The organism is Niveibacterium microcysteis (assembly GCF_017161445.1).
GTDB classification, from domain to species: domain Bacteria; phylum Pseudomonadota; class Gammaproteobacteria; order Burkholderiales; family Rhodocyclaceae; genus Niveibacterium; species Niveibacterium microcysteis.
The window spans coordinates 3,199,665-3,219,589 of the sequence record NZ_CP071060.1 but is presented as its reverse complement, the minus strand read 5'-3'; the positions used below and the strand labels follow the sequence as shown (position 1 = coordinate 3,219,589).

Sequence of the window (19,925 nt, the reverse complement as noted above, 5' to 3'; positions counted from 1 at the left end):
AATCCACTGCCGTGCCCGTGATCCCAACCGCCACTCATCCCGTCGAAGTCTCGCGCCCGCGCGCCAGCGGCTATGCGGCGGCGCTCGCGATCGTTGCGTTGGTCAGCGTGGGCGGCGTGCTGGTGTTGCCCGACCTGGCACTGACCAACCTCGCCATGCCCTACCTGCTGGGCGTCGTGGGGATCGCCGTGCGCTATGGTCGAGGCCCGGCGGTGCTGTGCGCGGTGAGCAGCGTCGCCGCCTTCGATCTGCTCTTTGTACCGCCGCGCTTCTCGCTCGCGGTGCATGATCTTGAATACCTCGTCACCTTCGCCGTCATGCTGCTGGTTGGGCTTGTGGCCGCTGAGCTGACCGCCCGCTTGCGCGCCGAGGCGGCCCGCGCCGCCGCCCGCGAGCAGGAAACGGCCGCGCTGTACGCCGCGGCCGAGCGCTTTGCCGGCTGCTACGCGGCTGAGCAGGCGGCCGAGATCGTGCAGGACGTCTTGCGGTTGCAAGGTGGCGTGCGCGCGCAGCTTTGGCAGTGCAATGCAGGTGAGGCTGCGGTACCTCGGGGGGGCGATCTGCCGGCGGCTTGCGTGCCGGCGCGCGCCCTGAGCCTGGCGCTGGAGGCCGATGCACCCTTCGACTGGGCTGACCCCCCGGCACTTGAGCATGATCTGCGGGTTCAGCCGCTGCGTGTGGCGGGCCGGCCGCGTGGTGTGCTGGTGGCGGAGTTGTCGCCCCAGGCGCGCGAGACGCGAGCACGCGAACTGGTTGCCGCACTCGGCGCCTTGGCTGCGACCGCGCTTGAGCGCCTGCACTACGTCGAGGTCGCTCAGCGTACCGATATCGAGATGGCGCGCGAGCGCCTGCGCAACACCATCCTGTCCGCGCTCTCTCACGACATCCGCACACCGTTGACAGTGCTGGTCGGCCTCAGCGATGCGCTCGCCGCGTCGCCGCTGGCAAATACGCCCGCCACCGCACAAACCCTTGCGAGCCTGCGCGAACAGGCGCTCGCTCTGGGCGCGTTTGCCAACGATCTGATCGACATGGCGCGTCTGCAGAGCGGCGTGGCGCTGCGGCGCGAGTGGGAGTCGATGCAGGAGATCGTCGGCGCCGCAGTGGCGACGCTGGAGCCGCAACTGCCGAGTCATCGTTTGCGCATCGATGTGCCCGCCGAGCTGCCGCTCGTCGAATGCGATGCAGTGCTCGCCGCGCGCCTGGTTGCCAACCTGCTCGACAATGCCCTGCGCTACACGCCAGCCGGCAGCGAGATCCGCATCAGCGCCAGCGCGCCCGCCGGCGAAATGCGTTTGCAGGTTGCGGACGATGGCCCCGGCCTGCCGCCGGGCGATGCCGAAGCGCTGTTCCAGCCCTTTGCGCGTGGCCAGGCTGAGGGCGGGCCCAGTGGCTCGGGCCTCGGGCTCTCTATTTGCCGCGCGGTGGCCGAGTTGCATGGCGGGCACATCGGCGTGACCGCGAACACACCGCACGGCTGCATCTTTGAATGGGTGCTGCCGCGCCGCGACATGCCGGCGATCGACGAGGAGCCCGCTGCATGAGTGCGCTGCCGGATCTGGTGATGGTGGTTGAGGACGAGCCGCGCATTCGAGCGCTGGTGGCGGATGCGCTGCGTGCGGCCAACTACGCGGTGCACGAGGCGGGCACCTTGCGCCAGGCGCTGACCGACGCGGCCAACCGCAACCCCGCACTGGTCGTGCTCGATCTTGGCCTGCCCGATGGCGATGGCGCGGAATTCGTGCGCCGGATGCGCGATTGGTCGGCGGCGCCGGTGCTCGTGCTCTCGGCTCGTCACGATGAGGCAGTGAAAGTGGCGGCGCTCGATGCAGGTGCCGACGACTACCTGACCAAACCCTTCTCGATGCCGGAGCTGCTCGCCCGCGTGCGCGCGCTGTTGCGGCGCCAGCTCAAGGCCCGTGTGCCACAGGCGAGCGTCGCGTTCGGCGATGTCGAGCTCGACCTTTCGCGTCAGCAGGTCACCCGGGCGGGCGAGCCGGTGCACCTCACGCCGACCGAGTACCGCCTGCTTGTCGCGATGGTGGCAGGGCAGGGCCGCGTATTGACCCATCGCCACCTGCTGCGCGAGGTATGGGGGCAGGCCTACGCCGAGTCCGCCCACTACCTGCGCATCTACGTCGGCCATTTGCGCGCCAAGCTCGAAGACGACCCGGCGCGCCCGAAACACTTCATTACCGAAACAGGGGTCGGCTACCGCTTCGTCGTCTGACGCTGCGCTGCGACCGGAGAATCTTGATGTCACACAGCAATGAAAAGAGCTCGCAGTCAGCGCTGACGCTGGCTGCCTTGGGGGTCGTGTTCGGCGATATCGGCACCAGCCCGCTCTACGCCTTGAAGGAAGCCTTCACGCAGCAGCATCACCCGCTCGCCGCCACACCGGACAACGTGTACGGGATCCTGTCGCTGATCGTATGGACACTGCTGATCGTCGTAACCCTGAAGTATGTGGTGTTCGTGCTGCGTGCCGACAACCACGGAGAGGGCGGCGTGGTGGCGCTGATGGCGCGTGTGCTCGGGCATGCCGGTGAGTCTCGTCCGCGCAAGCGCATGACGGTGATCGTGCTGGGTCTGGCGGGGGCTGCGCTGTTTTACGGAGACGGTGTCATCACGCCGGCAATCTCGGTGTTGTCGGCGGTCGAGGGGCTTGAGATCGCCACGCCGGCGGCGACACGCTTTGTGGTGCCGATCACGCTTGCGATTCTGGTCGGGCTGTTCCTGGTGCAAAAGCATGGCACCGCGAAGGTCGGCGGCGTGTTCGGGCCGGTGGTTGCGATCTGGTTCGGCGTGCTTGCACTGGTTGGGCTCTACAACATCATGCATCACCCGGAGGTGCTGTTCGCGTTGTCGCCGCACCATGCCGTCCGCTTTTTCATGGAACATGGGTCAATTGCCTTCCTGGCACTCGGCGCGGTATTCCTGACCGTGACCGGTGCCGAGGCGCTGTACGCCGACATGGGCCACTTCGGCGCGAGGCCGATCCGTCTGGCGTGGACCTTCGTGGTGCTGCCCGGCCTGCTGCTCAACTACTTCGGCCAAGGTGCGCTGCTCATCAGCAGCCCCGATGCGGTGCGCAACCCGTTCTTCCTCGCCGTGCCGGGTTGGGGCGTGTACCCGATGGTGGCGCTCGCAACGGCTGCGTCGGTGATTGCGTCGCAGGCCTTGATCAGCGGCGTCTATTCGGTAACGCGGGAGCTGATCCAGCTCGGCTTCTGCCCGCGCATCTCGATTCAGCACACCTCTGGCGCGCAAATGGGTCAGATCTACGTGCCGTTCATGAACTGGACCTTGCTGCTGCTGGTCGTGCTGGTGGTGCTGGGTTTCCGCTCTTCGAGCAATCTGGCCGCGGCGTACGGCATCGCGGTGTCGATGACGATGGTGATCACGTCGGTGCTCGCCTTCTCGCTGGTGCGGCGCGACTGGAAGTGGCCGACTTGGGTTGCAGTACTGGTATGGGGCCCGCTGCTGACGATCGAAACCGCCTTCCTGCTTGCCAACGGCACCAAGATTCTCGATGGTGGCTGGTTCCCGCTGCTGTTCGGCGGCTTCCTGTTCATGCTGCTGTCGACATGGCGCCGCGGGCGTGAGCTCCTCGCGGAGCGCAGCGAAGGCGAGGGCATTCCGCTCGCCCCCTTCATCGAAGGTCTGGTCGCCGATCCGGGCCTTGCCCGCGTGCCGAGCGAAGCGGTGTTCCTGTCTCCGCGTGGCAATGCCGTGCCGCGCGCGCTCTTGCACAACCTCAAGCACAACATGGTGATGCACGAGACCACCGTGTTCGCGAGCGTGATCTTCCTGCCGCAGCCGCGTGTGCAACCAGCGCAGCGCGTACTGGTGGAGCGCATCGCCGGCGGTTGCTGGCGGGTGCGGCTCTTCTTCGGCTTCATGGAAGACCCGGACGTACCTGCCGCGCTGGAATGGTGTGCCGAGCAGGATCTCGCGCTCGACCCGATGCGCGTCTCCTACTTCCTGAGCCGGGAAACCCTGTTGCCCACCCCGGGCGAGGGCATGGCGCTGTGGCGCGAGCGGGTGTTCGAGTTCATGTTCCGCAATGCCACCAGCGCGGCCGCGTTCTTCAAGCTGCCCCCGAACCGGGTGGTGGAGCTGGGCAGCCAGATCGCGATCTGAGCGGTGCGCTCAATCCGCCATCGCCATCCGGTCGCGGCCCGCCTGTTTGGCCTCGTAAAGCGCGAGGTCGGCGCGCCGCAGAACATGGGTGAGGGTTTCGCCCGGCCGTAATCGTGCAACGCCCATGCTGAAGCTCACGACGAGTCCGCTCGGCAGGCCGTCAGCGGGCATGTGCGCGACGGCGCTTCGCATGCGTTCGAACACCGCCTGCTCGGCGCCCGGTTGCGCCACGGGCATCACCAGCAGCCATTCCTCGCCGCCCGCGCGGCCGAGCATGTCGTCGGGCCGGATCGCGGACGCCGCTGCCTTGTAGAAGTTGCGCAGCACGGCGTCGCCCACGTCGTGGCCATAGCTGTCGTTGATCCGCTTGAAGTGGTCGAGATCGAGCAGCGCGATGACGGCCCCGTGTGTCGATGCCGCGGCTCGCGCCTGCACTGACTCGGCGAACTGCATCACGGCGCGGCGATTGGGCGCGCCGGTCAGTTCGTCGAGCAGCGCGAGCGAACGGAAGGCCTGTTTCTGCGCCACTTGCCGACGCAGCAGGATCACCCCGCTGAGCAGTGCCACCACCGCAGCAGCCAACCCACCGGCGAGCGCGAGCTGCCGTGCCTGTTGCGCCTGGATCGTCGCATCCTTGAGCTGCTCGGCGAGTTTCAGGCGCGTGTTCTCGGCCTCGCGCCGCTGGGTTTCATAGCGGACCGAGAGCTCGGTCAGCGCCTGGATCTGCTGGGTGTCGAACAGCCGCTGCTGTGCACGCAGCTGGCGTTGTACCGCGGCGTAGGCCTGTTCGTAACGCCCGAAGGCCGCATTCACGCGTGCTTCTGCGCGCCAGTAGGTGCTCTCGTTCTGCACGGTTTCGGTGGCCATCAGCACCGGTTTCGCCCGGGCAAGCGCGGCCCAGGCTTCCGGGTCGCGCAGCATCGCCAGCGCATCGGCCAGGCGCACGTCGATGCCCGCCACCGCCAGCGTGTTCTGCCCTGCGGCGAGCACCGGGCCGGCGCGCCGCAGGGTGTCGACCGCTTCGCGCGCGTTGCCCTGGTCGATCAGCACGTCGGCCAGCGTCAGTTCGGCGAACGCGACGCCGAGCTTGTCGCCAATGCTGCGGCTCAGTTCGATCGAGCGCCGCAGCGCGCGGTCGGCCTCGCCCCGGTTCTCGTTGCTCTGCGCGACCGCGCCGAGTTCGTAGTAGATCGTTGCTGCGAGGTAGGCCTGATGGGCCGGATTGATGAGTTCGAGTGCCCGGGTGCGTTCGGCGTTGCCGCGTTTGGGGTCGCGCAGGCGGTCGTAGAGCGAGGCCGACATGTAGCGCAGCTCCGCTTCACGGGTGCGATTGCCGGTTCTTTCGAAGTGCGACAGCGCGGCTTCGAATTCGAGCGCGCCGTCCTGATGGCGCTGCATCGAGCGGGCGAGGAACCAGCCGTACTGGCTGCGCACGATCGCCTCGGTGTCCCTGTTGCCGGAGCGCTTGACGGCATCGAGCGCGGCTTCGAACGCGCGATGGGCGTCCGCCAGGCGGTTGTCCGCCGCCTTGATCTCGCCTTCGACGGCAGCGAGCAGCGCTTCGGCGTCTAGGTCGCGCAGTTCTGTCGCCAGGTGCTGCGCCTCCACCATCGGCGGCTGCGCGGAGACCGAGTCGCCCACGAGGTTGTAGGCCATCGCCACCTGCGTCAGCGATTCGAGCAGCACTTTCTGGTCACCCCGGCTGCGCGCGGCAGCGGCCCGTTGCGTGGCTTCGCGCGCCGTCGTGTAGGGGTCGTGGTCGAGCGCACCGCGCAGGGCCAGGGCGTCGACCGCAAAAGCGGCGTCACACGCGATCAGTCCGACGACGATCGCGGCGAGACGCAGGCAACGCAGGAATCGTGGCTGAACAGGCATCCGGTCTGGTTCGGGATGGGAATATCTCCCGCGTCAGTATGCCTGCCCCGGCGCGCGGCGTGAATCCTCGCTTCCCCCTTGTTGCATGTGCTGCCGGACGCAGCTCGCCACGCGCCTTGCGGCCGGTAGTGCCCCGCCAGGCGGTCAGAACGGCAGCGTCAGTCCGGGCCGGAGTGCGCGTATGGCGCGCGCGGTATCGGCTTGAATCCGCGCGAGCGCGGCTTCGTCGTCGGCCTCAAAGCGCAGCACCAGTACCGGCGTGGTGTTGGATGCGCGCATCAGGCCGAAGCCATCGGCGTACTCGACGCGCAGGCCATCGATCGTGATCCGCTCGATTTCGCCTTCAAAGTGTGCCGAGGCCTTGAGCTGCGTGACCAGTTCAAGCGCTTCGCCTTCGCCCATCTTTACGTTGATTTCCGGTGTGCTGATCGCGTTCGGGAGCGCCTTGAGCACCGCATTGGCGTCGGGGTGCTGCGAGAGGATCTCGAGCAGGCGCGCACCGGTGTAGAGGCCATCGTCGAAGCCGTACCAACGCTCCTTGAAGAACACATGGCCGCTCAGCTCACCAGCCAGCGGTGCGCCGCTCTCGACGAGCTTGGCTTTCATCAGCGCGTGGCCGGTGCACCACATCACCGGTTCGCCGCCGTGCTGGCGGATCCACGGGGCAAGGTGACGGGTGCATTTCGCGTCGTAGATCACCTGGCCGCCCGGCACGCGCGTCAGCACATCGGCGGCGAACAGCATCAGCTGGCGGTCCGGGTAGATGATCTCGCCATCCTTCGTCACCACGCCAAGGCGGTCGCCGTCACCGTCGAACGCAAGGCCTAGTTCGGCCTCGCCCGCCTTCAGTGCCGCGATCACATCGTCGAGGTTTTCCGGCTTGCTTGGGTCCGGGTGGTGGTTCGGGAAGTTGCCGTCGACCTCCGAGAACAGTTCGGTGAGCTCGCAACCCAGCCGGCGGAACAGCGCCGGTGCGGTGTTGCCGGCGGCGCCGTTGCCCGAGTCGAGCACGATCTTCATCGGCCGCGCGAGCTTCGCATCCGACAGGATGCGCGCGATGTAGGCGGGGCGCACATCGGTCTGGGTGATCGCGCCAGAGCCTTCGGTGAAATCGCCCTCGACGATGCGGCGTCGCAGATCGCGAATCATCTCGCCGTGCAGGGTTTCGCCGCCAAGCACCATCTTCAGCCCGTTGTATTCGGGCGGGTTGTGGCTGCCGGTGATCGACACGCAACTGTGTGCGTCGAGATGGTAGGCGGCGAAGTAGGTGAGCGGCGTTGCGACACAGCCGATGTCGATCACATCGACCCCGGCGCGGGTGATGCCCTCGCTTAACGCCTCGGCGAAGGCCGGACCGGACAAGCGGCCATCACGGCCCACCACGATCGTCGATTGGCCGCGTGCGCGCGCTTCGGAGCCGATCGCGCGGCCGATCTGCGCCACCACGTCGGCGGTCAGGGTTTTGCCGACGATGCCGCGGATGTCGTAGGCCTTGAAGATTGATTGTGCAGGAACGGACATCACGGATTCCTCAGCAGTTCATACGATGTGGGCCGGCGCCGCAGGGGCGCTCAGTTGCCGTGTTCGAAGAAGTGCAGCATGCGGCGCGGCAACCATTCCAGGTTGCCCGGGAAGCGCCCCTCGACGAAGCCCACATGACCGCCCTGGTCGTGCAGCTCCAGCTTGACCGTCGGCGAAAGCGCGTCGGGCTGCGGATAAACCGAACGCGGGATGAACGGGTCGTTGCGCGCATGCAGCACCAGTGCAGGCAGGCGTATCTGCGGCAGCAGGGGTTTCGACGAGCACCGCGTCCAGTAATCCTCGGTGCCGTCAAAACCGTGCAGCGGCGCGGTGATCACGTTGTCGAACTCATAGAGGTTGCGCGCGCTGCGCAGCTTTGCGACGTCAAACGCCTCCGGGAAGCGATCGAGCTTCTCAATGCAGCGTGCCTTCAGTGTCGACAGGAAATTCTGCGTGTAGACGCGGTTGAAGCCGCGCGCGAGGTGGTGCCCGCACGCCGTCAGATCCAGCGGTGCGCAGACCGACACGATGCGCTCCACCACCGATGCTGCTGCGCCGCCCTCGCGTGCAGCCCACACGAGCAGGGCGTTCCCGCCGAGCGACACGCCTGACGCATAGCGCGGCACATCGTCAAAGCGTTGTGAGAAGCGCCGGAGGATCCAGTCGATCTCGTCAGCGTCGCCGGAATGGTAGGCGCGCGGCAAGCGATTGGGTTCGCCCGAGCAGCCACGGAAATGCGCGACGGCGCCATTCCAGCCCTGCCGGTGCAATGCGGCGAGCAGGGCACGCGAGTAGTGGCTGCGGCTGGAGCCTTCGAGGCCGTGGAACAGCACGACCAGCGGTTTGCCCGGGCGACGGGCGAGCAGGTCCACGTCGATGAAGTCGCCGTCCGGCGCCTCCCAGCGTTCGCGTGTGAGCGAGGGCAGCGGCGGCTTGATCGCGAGGGGCCAGATCGTCTGTGCATGGCTGCCTACGAGCCAGGCGGGAGCCCGGTAGGGCGGTGGAAGCGGAGCGGAGCGGGGCGTCATGGCGCGGCTTGCAGTGGCGGAATTCGCATCGTCGAGTATCGGATGATGCCACCGCGCCGGCGCCGGATGACGGTTTGAACGCGGCAGCGCAGGCTGCCGCCCACGAAGTCTCATGGAGAGCATGATGAATCTGCAGGTTTTTCGGCACCACGCACCGCTTGGTGCAGTCCTCTTGATCATTTTCGTGTTGGCGCTGGCGGGGCCGATCCATACCCCGGCGCACTACCACGCGTTTGCCGACCAGCGCGCATGGGGTGCGCTGCCGCGCGCGGCCGATGTGCTGTCGAACCTGCCCTTTCTGTGGGTAGGTGCGCTTGGCCTGCTTGGCATTGGAGCCGGCCGCTGGCTGACGCCGCCCGTTTGCCTGGCGATGCGCGTGTTCTTCGTTGCGATTGCGCTGACGGCGGTGGGCTCCTGGTGGTATCACCTGCAGCCGGACGATGCGCGCATCGTGTGGGATCGACTGCCAATCGCACTGGCCTGTGGTGCGCTGTTTGCGGCGGTGCTGGAGGAGTGCTCCAGCGTGCGCCCGCCCTTGGGCTGGTTGCCGACGCTGCTGCTGTTGGCCGCGGGCAGCGTGGCGTTGACGAACGATGCGCTCTGGCTGGCGCCCGGCGACCTTCGCGCCTATCTCGCGCTGCAGCTTGGCTTGATGATCGTCGCGCCGCTGTTGCAGTGGCGTGCCGGGCTGGCGTGGTCGCAGCGGCGGCTATGGCTGGCGGCGGTTGGCTGCTATCTCGTCGCCAAACTGCTGGAGGTCGCTGACGGCGCAGTGCTCGATCTGACGCAGTGCGTGAGCGGCCACACGCTCAAGCATCTGTTCGCCGCGGCGGGTGCGTGGTTTGTGTGGCGCGCGTTCCGGCTACGCAAGCTGGCGGGCCCGGCGCTTGAGGCGGGCGCGGGCCGCCCGGCGGCTCAGTGGACGATGCGCGGCGTATCGTCCTGATAGCCGCTGGTGTTTTCTGGCGACGGCGAGGCGTGATGCATCGCGATGCGCCAGCCGAATGGGCCGCGCACATACACGTTGGTGGCGATGATCGGCGGCGGAATGCCGTCCTCGCCTTCCACGACGACATGCTGCAACACGCTGCGCACCGCGAGCATCGGGCTGGAATGGAAGACGCCGTGGTGCACCCGCAGGCGCAAACGCAGGCCACTTTCAAAGAGTTGCTTCCAGGCCTCGCGGATTGCGTGCAGGCCGACGAGGCGCGCGCCGCCCGGGTGGATGCAGACGACTTCATCGCCTTCGGACCACAGCGCCATCAGCGCTTCGAGGTCGCAACGGTTGAACGCGTCGTAGAACGCCGCCTCGGCGTCTTCGACGCTCGCGTGGAAAACGGGTTTCATCGGGGGCCTCCTTGGGTCAGCAGGTCGCGCGCTTGCGCTTCGACCATCTCGGGCGTGATCTTGTTGAGGCAGTCGAGGTGCCCCAGCGGGCACTCGCGTTTGAAGCAGGGGCTGCAGGGCAGCTTGAGCCAGATCACCGCCGCGCGGCCTGACAGCGGCGGCGTGTAGTTCGCACTCGTCGAGCCGAACAGCGCCACCAGTGGCGTGCCCAGCGCGGCGGCCACGTGCATCAGGCCGGAATCGTTGGTGACAACGAAACGTGCGTGAGCGATCAGGTCGATCGCGTCAGCAAGCGAAGTGTTGCCGCACAGGTTCAGCGCCGCGCCGCCCGACAGGCGCACGATCTCGTCGGCGACCGGTGCGTCCTTCTTCGAGCCGAGAATCCACACCGGATTCCCCTCGGCCTTGAGGCGGCGGGCCAGTTCGGCGAAGTGGCGTTCCGGCCAGCGCTTCGCCGGGCCGTACTCGGCGCCGGGGCAGAAGACAACCGGTTTCGGTTCGGCGGCCAGACCGTGCTTGGTCAGAGTGGCGGCTACAGCCGTTGCGTCGCGCCGCAAAAGCGGATTCGGCAACGGGCGTTCGAGTGCGGTGCCGGGCACTTCGGCCAGTTGCGCATAGCGTTCCACCTGCAGCGGTAGCGCTTGCTTGTCGAGCCGGTGGGCGCGGTTGATCACACCGTAGCGCGCTTCGCCGATGAAACCGACGCGAACCGGAATGCCGGCGAAAAGCGGGATCAGTGCGGATTTCCACGAGTTCGGCAGCACGTAGGCTTCGTCGTACTGGCCGGCGAGCGAACGTGCGAGCTTCCATCGACCGACCGGATCAAACGCACCATGCCCGAAGGGATTCGGGATCACCTTGCGGATTTCCGGCATCGCCTGCAGCGCCGGGGCCACCCAGGCTGGCGCCAGCGTGTCGATGACGACGTCGGGGCGCCGGGTGGCCAGGCGCATGAACAGCGGCTGGGCCGCGACGCAGTCGCCGATCCAGTTCGGGGTGACGATCAGAATCCGGGTCATGGGGCTCGCAATGAAAACGGGGGCCGAAGCCCCCGATCCGCTGCGCGTGTCGGGGGCGGCTGCCACCCGGGTCGGCTCAGTGGTGTCCGGTCGGGCGTTCGCCGGTGAAGTGGTACTTCGCACCGCAGTACGGGCACGCGGCGTCACCGGTCTTCAGCACATCGAGGAACACGCGCGGGTGCCGTGCCCACAGCGGGGCGTCCGGCATCGGGCAGTGCAGCGGCAGATCTTTCGCGGTGACCGCGATGGGCTGGTTCTTGTCCTGATTCTCGGGCATGGCGCAAACCTCTCAGACGTAAGCGAGCCAGTCTTTGTGCTCGGGCAGGCGGCCGTTCACCAGATCGAAGAAGCGTGCCTGGATCTTGGCCGTGATCGGGCCACGCGAGCCGGTGCCGATGGTGCGGTTGTCCAGCTCGCGAATCGGCGTGACTTCGGCTGCAGTACCGGTGAAGAAGGCTTCGTCGGCGATGTAGATGTCGTCGCGCGTGACGCGCTTGGTGACGATCGTGTAGCCGAGTTCCTTGGCCAGCGTGTGGATCGTGGAACGGGTGATGCCGGTCAGCGCGGAGGCGATCTCGGGTTCGACGATCACGCCATCCTTGATGATGAACACGTTCTCGCCCGCGCCTTCCGCGACGAAGCCTTCGGTATCCAGCAGCAGGGCTTCGTCGTAACCGTCGCCGGTGGCTTCGAGGTTGGCGAGGATCGAGTTGGCGTAGGTCGAGGCCAGCTTGGCGCGCGGCATCGTCACGTTCACATGGTGGCGGGCGAACGAAGCGGTCTTCACGCGGATACCGCGCTCCAGGCCGTCGTCACCGAGGTAGGCGCCCCACGGCCAGGCCGCGATGGCGACATGCACGGTGGCGCCACGCGTCGAGATGCCCATCTTCTCCGAGCCGTAGAAGGCGATCGGGCGCATGTAGCAGCTCTCGAGCTTGTTCGCGCGCACGACTTCCTTGTGTGCTTCGTTGATCGTCTCTTTGTCGAACGGCATCTTCATCATGTAGATGTGTGCCGAGTTGAAGAGGCGGTCGGTGTGTTCCTTCAAACGGAAGATCGCGGTGCCGGAATCGGTCTTGTAGGCGCGCACGCCTTCAAACACCGACAGGCCGTAGTGAAGCGAGTGCGTCAGCACGTGCGTGGTGGCTTCGCGCCACGGCACGAGCTTGCCGTCGAACCAGATGAACCCGTCACGATCGGCCATCGACATGAGCATTCCCCCTTGGAATTGTGTTGTTGCATCGCCAGCAGCCGGCGAAAGGCGAGATTTTAGCCGATTCCGCCCTGACTCCGGCAGCCGGCCCGGTGCGCGCTAAAATGAGCGTTTTCCCGCCGGAGCCGAAGATGGGCTGGAATCCGCATGTCACCGTGGCTGCCGTGGTCGAAAACGCAGGCCGCTTCCTGCTTGTGGAAGAGGAAACGATCGATGGCGTGCGGCTGAATCAACCTGCTGGTCATCTGGACGAAGGCGAGTCGCTGCTTGCCGCATGCTCGCGCGAGGCACTTGAAGAAACCGCGCATCGCGTCGTGCCTAGGGCGCTGGTGGGGGTCTATCAGTGGCCTCGCCCGGACGGCGAGATCACTTACGTCCGTTTCGCGTTTGCGGCAGACCTCGCTGGTTTCGAGGAAGGGCGTGTGCTCGACAAGGGCATCCTCCGCGCGGTGTGGATGACGCGTGACGAACTGGCAGCCTGCCCTGAACGGCATCGTAGCCCGCTGGTGCTGCGGTGTATCGATGATTACCTGGCCGGCCGGCGCTACCCGCTGGATCTGATCCGGCATTACGACTGAAGAAGACAAGCCATGAGCGGTAACGGAATGAAGGTGGTAGTCGGCATGTCCGGCGGTGTGGATTCGTCGGTGGCGGCGCTCTTGCTCAAGCAGCAGGGCTATCAGGTCACCGGCCTGTTCATGAAGAACTGGGAAGACGACGATGACGACGAGTACTGCTCGACACGGCAGGATCTGGTCGATGTCGCCTCGGTGTGCGACGTCATCGGTATCGACCTCGAAGTCGTGAACTTCTCCAAGGAATACAAGGACCGCGTGTTCGCCGACTTCCTGCGCGAATACGAGGCCGGCCGCACGCCGAATCCGGACATCCTGTGCAACAGCGAGATCAAGTTCAAGGCCTTCCTCGATCACGCGATGCAACTTGGCGCCGACAAGATCGCGACTGGCCACTATGCCCAGGTGCGCGAATGGCACAACGATGGCGTGACGCGCCATCAACTGATGAAGGCGGAAGACGGCACCAAGGATCAGAGCTACTTCCTCTACCGACTGAACCAGGCGCAGCTGTCGAAGACGCTGTTCCCGCTGGGGCACCTGTACAAGCGGGAGGTGCGCCAGATTGCCGAGCAGGCCGGGCTGCATGTCTTCGACAAGAAGGATTCGACCGGCATCTGCTTCATCGGCGAGCGTCCGTTCCGCGAATTCCTGATGCGCTACCTGCCGACCAAGCCGGGCGAGATCCGCACGCTGGATGGCGACAAGGTGATCGGCGAACACCAAGGGTTGATGTACCACACGATCGGCCAGCGCAAGGGCCTGCACATCGGCGGCATCAAGGGCAATGATGTGGCGGGAGAGCATGACGCCTGGTACGCCGCGGTGAAGGATGTGAAGAAGAACGTGCTCTACGTCGTGCAGGGGCATGATCACCCGGCGCTACTGAAGGAACGTCTGCAGGCGATTGATCTGAACTGGATCTCGGGCGATGCGCCACGTACGCACTGGGTCTATACCGCCAAGCCGCGCTATCGCACGCCGGACGCGCCCTGCGAGATCGAGGCGATCGACGCCGAACGCTGTGAAATCGCGTTTGCAGCGCCGCAGTGGGCGCTCACGCCGGGCCAGTCGGTGGTGGTCTACGAATCGCGAGTCTGCCTGGGTGGCGGCATCATCGCCTGAACTTTCCGACCCGCGCGTGGGGCAGCGCCTGGCGTGGGCGCTGACCCTATCGCTGATTGCGCATGGTATGGCGGTGCTGGCCTATCGGCCCGGCGGCGCGCCGGGCACCGTGCGCTTCCAGGCGCATCTGCGACCAGCGCCCGCCCGTGAAGAGGTAGTGGTGACGACACCGTCTGCGGCGGTTTCGGCTGAACGATCGATCTTGTCCTCGCACGCATCCGAACGCAGGTTGGTGCGGCGCCCGGAGGCGGCAGCGGACACACCGACGGCGACGGTTGAGGCCACGTCAATCGCCGAGCCGCGCAGCGGCCGGGACATGGCGGACGACGCCAAGGCCGATCTGGGCCGGGTGCTGCGCGAGATGTCGCGCCAGGAACATACGCTCGATCCCGCGCGTTTCCAGAGGGGTGAGCGCCGCGAGGCACCGCGCGATGCCGTCGCTGCGGCACTGGAAAAGCGCTTCGGCCGCCCGATGCCGTTTCACGAGGAGTCCAACTGGGTGGACGCGAATGGCGCCATGAGCTGGCGTATCGCCACCGAGGCTGGCGCCGTCTGCTTCAAGGAGTTACCGACCCAGGTGCTGCTCAGCGCCCCGGGTCAGGGGATCCGCAGTTCGATTCTGGTGCCGATGCTGTGCGACTGAGTGGGTGCTGCTGACGCAGCGCCTCAGTTCTCGCCGAGTTCGGCCTTGATGTGCTGCTCGACGTCTTGCGGGTCGCTCAGGCGGTCCCACGGTTCCATCAGCACCAGCCACATCAGTTTCTCGAACTCGCCGGCGAAGCGGCTGATGATGTGTTCCGGATCGGGGCAGTGCTTGTGATCGGTGATCAGGCCGAACTGCACGTTCCCGTTGTACGACAGGATGCTCACGCCCATGCCGATGTTGCCGCTCTGCGGCACCCACACCATCAGCTGCGAGATGTTCACGCCGGCCAGGAACAGCGGGTTCTGCGGGCCAGGCACATTGGTCATCACGGCGCTCGCCTTGTTCGCGAGCAGATCGAGTGCTTCCTGCTGCACGATCTTCGGCGCCATGCCGGCCACGCCAAGCAGGGCAAAGGCAACCGCAGCCTGGTAGGAATGCTTCAGCGCGGCCATCCGTTGGCGGGTCTCGTAGAGGCGCTCGAGCGGGTTCTCAAGACCAACCGGCAACTCCAGCGCGACCAGGCCGAAATGATTGCCGAGCTTGGCGGCCTGGCCGGCTGGCCGCAGGTTGACCGGCACCATGGCGCGTATCTCGATGCCATCCACCGGGTCCCCTTTTTCCTGCAGGTAGCTGCGCAGCGCGCCGGCCACCGATGCCAGCAGCAGGTCGTTGATCGAACAGCCGAGGACTTTGCCGACCGCCTTGATCGTGGGTAGCGGCAGCGGGTCTGACCATGCAACCGCTTTGGCGATGCCGGCCTTGCCCTTGAAGCGGGTGTGCGAGTCGTCCGGCATCATCGCGAGCTTGGCCAGCTCGCTGGCAAATGCGGCGCCCATGCGCGCGTGGCTGACCGCCTTGCCCGGGTTCATCAGCAGGTCGAGGTAGCCAAACCAGAGCTTGCTGCCGACCGCGAGTGAATTGAGCCACGCCTCGGTGGCCGGGCTGAAGACCTTCCACCAGAACTGGTCTTCATCCTCGGGCTCGATGTGCGCCTTCGGCTTCGGCGGATGTGGCAAGCCGATCGGTGCATCCGGGTGTTCGTCGGTCAGCGACAGGATCACGCCGATCAGCGCGATGCCGTCGGCGATGCAGTGGTGGATGCGCACCGCCATCGCATTGACGCCGCTGGGCGTCGAGATGACCTGCATTTCCCACAGCGGGCGATTCGGGTTGAGTGGCTCGCTCGCCAGATCGGCGACGTGCGCCTTGAGCGCTTCAAGGTCACCGATGCCCGGCAAGGCAACCGGGCGCACGTGGTTGCGGATGTCGAACTCCGCGTCGTCTTCCCAGTAGGTGGAGGTGAGGGACGACGTGACGCGTTGGCGGAAGCGGGGGTAGCGATCGACCATGCGGATCTGCAGGGTCTTGCGCAGGCGCTCCAGATCGAGAGGCTTGTCGAAAACCATCACGCCCAGGATCTGCATCAGGTTGCTCGGCCGGTCCATCCGCAGCCACGCCGTGTCGATACTCGACATCTTCTCGCGCGCCATCGATTCCTCCTTGGTGTATTTGGGCGCAATAATACGGCTGCGGCGCGCTGGCGTCGCCCGGTATTGATCACGCATCCGACAATTCAAGGAGACCGCAATGAGCGACCTGAAGGCGCTATTCGAAGCAGCCGTGGCCGATTCCAAGACGCTCACGGAGCGCCCGGACAACGCGACGCTGCTCAAGCTCTATTCGCTCTTCAAGCAGGCGAGCGAAGGGGACTGCGAGGGGAAGCGCCCTGGTTTTACCGATCCGGTGGGGCGTGCAAAGTTCGATGCGTGGGCGGCGCTCAAGGGCACCGCCAGCGACGAGGCGATGAATCAGTACATCGCGCTGGTGAAGGCGCTGAAGGGCTGACAGTGGAACGGCGGCGGGGGCCGCCGTTTTCACGTTCAGGCGGAGCCGAACTCTTCGTCGAAGAACTTGTGGATCTCGGCCTCGAATGCGCCGCGGAACATCGCGAGCAAGAAGCCGAGCTTCATGCGGATCTCGACCGCATCGCCGTCGAGTTCGAGCTGGCCGGATACGCCGGAGCGCTCGAATACCAGGGTATCGCCCTGCCATTCGAAATCGAGTTGATGTTTATCCCTCAGGTCGGCCGCGACGCGTTCGGCCGCCGCCCGGGCTTGTTCGGGCGTGAGGGTATGGGTGCGCCGGATATGGATGTCGCTCATGGTGGGGCGGGAGTGTGCGCTAAACGGGGGCGCGCTGCCAAGCGGGCTCCCGAACAAAAAAGCAGACGCAAAAAGGAGGAGGGGATATGGAGCCGATCTGGCTGAAGAGCTATCCGGCGGGGGTGCCGGCACAGGTTGATCTCGATGCCTACGCATCGGTCGTCGAGGTCTTCGAACAGAGCGCCGTGCGCTTCGCCGACAAGATCGCCTACATCAACATGGGCGTGCGGATGAGCTACCGCGAACTCGATCTGCTAACGCGATCGTTCGCGGGCTACCTGCAAGGCGAACTGGGCCTGATGCCGGGGGACCGCGTTGCGGTGATGATGCCCAACTGCCTGCAGTATCCGGTGGCGGTATTCGGCACGCTGCGCGCGGGGGGCGTGGTCGTCAATTGCAACCCGCTCTACACCGTGCGGGAGCTGCACCACCAGTTGAAGGATTCCGGCGCACGCACGATCGTCGTGCTGGAGAATTTCGCGCACACGGTGCAGGAGGCGATTGCCGGTACCGCGGTCGAGAAGGTGATCGTGACAGGCTTGGGCGATCTCTTCCCGGGGCTCAAGGGTGGCATCGTCAACCTGGCGCTCAAGTATGTGAAGAAGATGGTGCCGCACTGGTTCATCCCCGGTGCGGTGCGGATCAAGCCGGCGCTGCGCCGCGGCATGGAGACGGGCTTCCAGCCGGTCTCCCGCACGCGCGACGACATCGCCTTCCTGCAATACACCGGCGGCACCACCGGGGTGTCGAAGGGGGCCATCCTCACGCACGGCAACATCGTGGCGAACCTGCAGCAGGCCTACACCTGGCTGGCGCCCTGGGTGAAGGAGGGCGAAGAACTGATCGTCACCGCGCTGCCGCTCTATCACATCTTCTCGCTGACGGCGAACTGCCTCACCTTCATGCGGATCGGCGCGGCCAACCTGCTGATCACCAATCCGCGGGACATTCCGGGCTTCGTGCAAGAACTGTCGCGCTATCGCTTCACCGCGATCACCGGGGTGAACACGCTCTTCAACGCGCTGCTGAATAACGACGACTTCCGCGATCTGGACTTCTCTTCGCTCAAGCTCACGCTGGGCGGCGGCATGGCGGTGCAGCGGGCGGTTGCCGAGCGCTGGCAGAAGCTGACGGGCAAGCCCTTGCTGGAGGCGTACGGGCTCACCGAGACGTCGCCCGCCGTCACGATCAACCCGCTTGATCTGCCGGCATACAACGGCACGATCGGCCTGCCGGTACCCTCGACCGAAGTCTCGATACGCGACGACGCGGGCCAGGAAGTGCCGCTCGGTCAGCCGGGCGAACTCTGTGTGCGCGGCCCGCAGGTGATGGCCGGCTACTGGCAGCGGCCGGAAGAAACCAGGAAGGTGATGACCTCCGATGGCTTCTTCTGTACCGGCGACGTGGCGGTCGCCGACGAGAAGGGCTTCTTCCGCATCGTCGACCGCAAGAAGGACATGATTCTGGTGTCCGGCTTCAACGTGTATCCGAACGAGATCGAGGATGTGGTTGCGGCCCACCCCGATGTGCTGGAGGTGGCCGCCGTTGGCGTGCCCGACGAGAAGTCTGGCGAGGCGGTGAAGATCTTCGTCGTGGCGCGGCATGGTGGTTTGACCGATCGCGCGCTGATCGCCTTCTGCCGCGAGCGGCTCACCGGCTACAAGGTGCCAAGCCAGGTCGAGTTCCGTGAGGAACTGCCGAAGACCAACGTCGGCAAGATCCTGCGTCGCAGCCTGCGCGACGAAGCGCGCGCCGCAGCGCGCTGAGGGCACGGCAAGGCCGCGCCGCCCGCTGCGGGCTGCGTGGCCTGCCGCCGCCGGATCCGCGCTGGATCAATCCGCCACCGGGCGTGCGGTGTTAGCCTGACTCGCTCTGCATTGCTACCGCCTTCCGGCGTTCAGCCTGACATGTCCTCTTCCCGTGACGGTTTCAGTTCCACCTTCGGCGTACTCGCCGCAACCCTTGGCTCGGCCGTCGGCCTCGGCAATATCTGGAAGTTCCCGTACCTGACCGGTGCCAACGGCGGCGCGGGTTTCCTGCTGGTCTACCTGCTCGCGACGCTGCTTGTCGGCTTGCCGGTGATGATTGCGGAGATTTCGATCGGCCGCGCAGCGCGCGGCGACGCGGTGAGCGCGTTTCAGCGTTTGCGGCCGACCCAGCACTGGGGCCTGATCGGTGTGCTCGGCGTGATCGCGGCGCTGTTGATCATGGCCTTCTACAGCGAAGTGGCCGGTTGGGTCTTCGCCTACGTGGCAAAGGCTGCAGCGGGCGGCTTGTTGAGCACCGATCCGGCCACATTGTCGGCGGCCTTCGGCGGGCTCGTCAGTGACCCGGCGAGCGCCTTGCTGTGGCAGTGGGCGGTGCTGGTACTGGTCGGCGTGATCATTTCGCTCGGGGTATCGCGCGGCATCGAGGCGGTGACGAAGCGGCTGATGCCGATCCTGTTCCTGCTGCTGGTGGTGATCGGCATTCGCGGGCTGATGCTGCCCGGCGCCAGCGAAGGGCTCGCGTTCCTATTCAAACCCGATTTCTCGAAGATCACGCCGGCAGTGGTGCTGGTGGCCGTGGGCCTCGCGTTCTTCAAGCTTTCGGTCGGCATGGGCACGATGGTTACGTATGGCAGCTACTTCCGCGCCGAGCAGAATGTGCCGCTGACCGCAGCCCGCGTGATGCTGGCCGACCTGACGGTATCGATGCTGGCCGGCATCGCGATCTTCCCGGCGGTATTCGCATTCGGTTTCAAGCCCGAGGCAGGGCCATCGCTGGTGTTCATTACGATCCCGGCGGTATTCGCAAGCATGCCGGGTGGCGCGTTCTTCATGCTGGCCTTCTTCGTGCTGACCGCGTTCGCAGCGCTTGGCGCAATGCTGTCATTGGTCGAGGTGCCGGTTGCGGTGCTGGCCGAGCGGTTCCGGCTGCGCCGCTGGCAAGCCACGCTGATCAGCATCGGCGCGATCGGTGTGCTCGGCTCGCTTGCCGCGCTGTCGGGCAGCCTGACGGCCGATTGGAAGCTGTTCGGTTTGAATGCCTTCGACCTGTTCGACTATGTGTCGTCGAACATCCTGCTGCCGCTTGGCGGCATTCTGATCGCACTGTTTGTCGGTACGTCCTGGGGCCGCGCGGAATGGCTGGCCGAATTGAGCAACCGTGGCGTGCTGGCGAACGGCGGTGTCGCGCGCGGGCTGTTCGTGCTGGTGCGATTCGTGTCGCCGCTGCTGATCGTACTGGTGATGCTGAAGGGGCTTGGCGTGTTCTGACCGAGCCGGGTAAC

General features: G+C 66.0%; 19 protein-coding genes. 10 read left to right on the top strand and 9 right to left on the bottom strand.

The features are described 5' to 3' along the window. Nucleotides 1-11 precede the first annotated feature (11 nt). The 3 genes from JY500_RS14570 to JY500_RS14560 are packed head-to-tail and all read left to right on the top strand — an operon-like array spanning nt 12 to nt 4,143. The gene (locus tag JY500_RS14570; protein WP_206253517.1) at nt 12-1,544 is read left to right on the top strand and encodes a DUF4118 domain-containing protein; all 1,533 of its coding nucleotides are present in this window, start codon (nt 12-14) and stop codon (nt 1,542-1,544) included. Further along, nucleotides 1,541-2,230, top strand: coding sequence for a response regulator (locus JY500_RS14565; protein ID WP_206253516.1), 690 nt, complete (start codon nt 1,541-1,543; stop codon nt 2,228-2,230). Before JY500_RS14570 ends, JY500_RS14565 begins: the two co-directional genes overlap by 4 nt. Before the next feature lie 26 nt (nt 2,231-2,256). After that, nucleotides 2,257-4,143 carry a potassium transporter Kup gene (locus JY500_RS14560; protein WP_206253514.1) on the top strand — a complete coding sequence of 629 codons (1,887 nt, stop codon included), beginning with the start codon at nt 2,257-2,259 and terminating at the stop codon, nt 4,141-4,143. Nucleotides 4,144-4,152: 9 nt separating this feature from the next. Here the strand turns inward: JY500_RS14560 and JY500_RS14555 are convergent, their stop codons facing one another. The 3 genes from JY500_RS14555 to JY500_RS14545 all read right to left on the bottom strand — a co-directional run bounded on the left by JY500_RS14555 (nt 4,153) and on the right by JY500_RS14545 (nt 8,567). Continuing rightward, nucleotides 4,153-6,018 carry a tetratricopeptide repeat-containing diguanylate cyclase gene (locus tag JY500_RS14555; protein WP_206253512.1) on the bottom strand — a complete coding sequence of 622 codons (1,866 nt, stop codon included), beginning with the start codon at nt 6,016-6,018 and terminating at the stop codon, nt 4,153-4,155. Between the two features lie 144 nt (nt 6,019-6,162). Next, entirely contained in the window at nt 6,163-7,539 is a 1,377-nt protein-coding gene (locus tag JY500_RS14550) for a phosphomannomutase/phosphoglucomutase (RefSeq protein ID WP_172198053.1), read from the bottom strand. 50 nt (nt 7,540-7,589) lie between these two features. Continuing rightward, nucleotides 7,590-8,567 (bottom strand): hydrolase, encoded by a 978-nt coding sequence (locus JY500_RS14545; protein WP_172198056.1) that lies wholly within the window; start codon nt 8,565-8,567, stop codon nt 7,590-7,592. Nucleotides 8,568-8,691: 124 nt separating this feature from the next. On the opposite strand from JY500_RS14545, the gene JY500_RS14540 reads away from it, so the two are divergent. After that, a complete protein-coding gene (locus JY500_RS14540) occupies nt 8,692-9,513 on the top strand; it encodes a hypothetical protein (protein ID WP_206253510.1) in 822 nt (273 codons plus the stop codon). On the opposite strand, the gene JY500_RS14535 is transcribed toward JY500_RS14540, so the two are convergent. From JY500_RS14535 to JY500_RS14520, 4 genes are all read right to left on the bottom strand, one after another. Further along, nucleotides 9,483-9,914 (bottom strand): YybH family protein, encoded by a 432-nt coding sequence (locus JY500_RS14535; protein ID WP_172198062.1) that lies wholly within the window; start codon nt 9,912-9,914, stop codon nt 9,483-9,485. The two genes, JY500_RS14540 and JY500_RS14535, sit on opposite strands and share 31 nt — an antisense overlap. Then, nucleotides 9,911-10,933 (bottom strand): lipopolysaccharide heptosyltransferase II, encoded by a 1,023-nt coding sequence (waaF, locus tag JY500_RS14530; protein WP_206253509.1) that lies wholly within the window; start codon nt 10,931-10,933, stop codon nt 9,911-9,913. The genes JY500_RS14535 and waaF overlap by 4 nt, the downstream gene beginning before the upstream one ends. Before the next feature lie 76 nt (nt 10,934-11,009). Then, nucleotides 11,010-11,210: a zinc-finger domain-containing protein gene (locus JY500_RS14525; protein WP_172198068.1), complete on the bottom strand. Its 201-nt coding sequence runs from the start codon at nt 11,208-11,210 to the stop codon at nt 11,010-11,012. Between the two features lie 12 nt (nt 11,211-11,222). Beyond that, nucleotides 11,223-12,143 carry a branched-chain amino acid transaminase gene (locus tag JY500_RS14520; RefSeq protein ID WP_172198071.1) on the bottom strand — a complete coding sequence of 307 codons (921 nt, stop codon included), beginning with the start codon at nt 12,141-12,143 and terminating at the stop codon, nt 11,223-11,225. A gap of 107 nt (nt 12,144-12,250) precedes the next feature. Between JY500_RS14520 and JY500_RS14515 the strand changes: the two genes are divergently transcribed. The 3 genes from JY500_RS14515 to JY500_RS14505 are packed head-to-tail and all read left to right on the top strand — an operon-like array spanning nt 12,251 to nt 14,489. After that, on the top strand, nt 12,251-12,724 hold the full coding sequence (locus JY500_RS14515; RefSeq protein WP_246479636.1) for an NUDIX hydrolase: 474 nt from the start codon (nt 12,251-12,253) through the stop codon (nt 12,722-12,724). A gap of 27 nt (nt 12,725-12,751) precedes the next feature. Continuing rightward, on the top strand, nt 12,752-13,846 hold the full coding sequence (gene mnmA, locus JY500_RS14510; RefSeq protein WP_206256497.1) for a tRNA 2-thiouridine(34) synthase MnmA: 1,095 nt from the start codon (nt 12,752-12,754) through the stop codon (nt 13,844-13,846). A gap of 16 nt (nt 13,847-13,862) precedes the next feature. Further along, nucleotides 13,863-14,489 (top strand): hypothetical protein, encoded by a 627-nt coding sequence (locus JY500_RS14505; RefSeq protein WP_206253507.1) that lies wholly within the window; start codon nt 13,863-13,865, stop codon nt 14,487-14,489. Nucleotides 14,490-14,512: 23 nt separating this feature from the next. On the opposite strand, the gene JY500_RS14500 is transcribed toward JY500_RS14505, so the two are convergent. Next, nucleotides 14,513-16,057, bottom strand: a complete 1,545-nt coding sequence (locus JY500_RS14500) for a wax ester/triacylglycerol synthase family O-acyltransferase (protein ID WP_206253506.1) — start codon at nt 16,055-16,057, stop codon at nt 14,513-14,515. 22 nt (nt 16,058-16,079) lie between these two features. On the opposite strand from JY500_RS14500, the gene JY500_RS14495 reads away from it, so the two are divergent. Beyond that, complete coding sequence (locus tag JY500_RS14495) at nt 16,080-16,337, top strand: acyl-CoA-binding protein (protein ID WP_172198077.1); 258 nt, start codon at nt 16,080-16,082, stop codon at nt 16,335-16,337. A gap of 35 nt (nt 16,338-16,372) precedes the next feature. On the opposite strand, the gene JY500_RS14490 is transcribed toward JY500_RS14495, so the two are convergent. Beyond that, nucleotides 16,373-16,654 (bottom strand): polyhydroxyalkanoic acid system family protein, encoded by a 282-nt coding sequence (locus JY500_RS14490; RefSeq protein ID WP_206253504.1) that lies wholly within the window; start codon nt 16,652-16,654, stop codon nt 16,373-16,375. A gap of 86 nt (nt 16,655-16,740) precedes the next feature. Between JY500_RS14490 and JY500_RS14485 the strand changes: the two genes are divergently transcribed. Next, nucleotides 16,741-18,420, top strand: coding sequence for an AMP-binding protein (locus JY500_RS14485; protein WP_206253502.1), 1,680 nt, complete (start codon nt 16,741-16,743; stop codon nt 18,418-18,420). A gap of 141 nt (nt 18,421-18,561) precedes the next feature. Then, a complete protein-coding gene (locus JY500_RS14480; protein ID WP_206253500.1) occupies nt 18,562-19,911 on the top strand; it encodes a sodium-dependent transporter in 1,350 nt (449 codons plus the stop codon). Nucleotides 19,912-19,925: the final 14 nt, after the last annotated feature.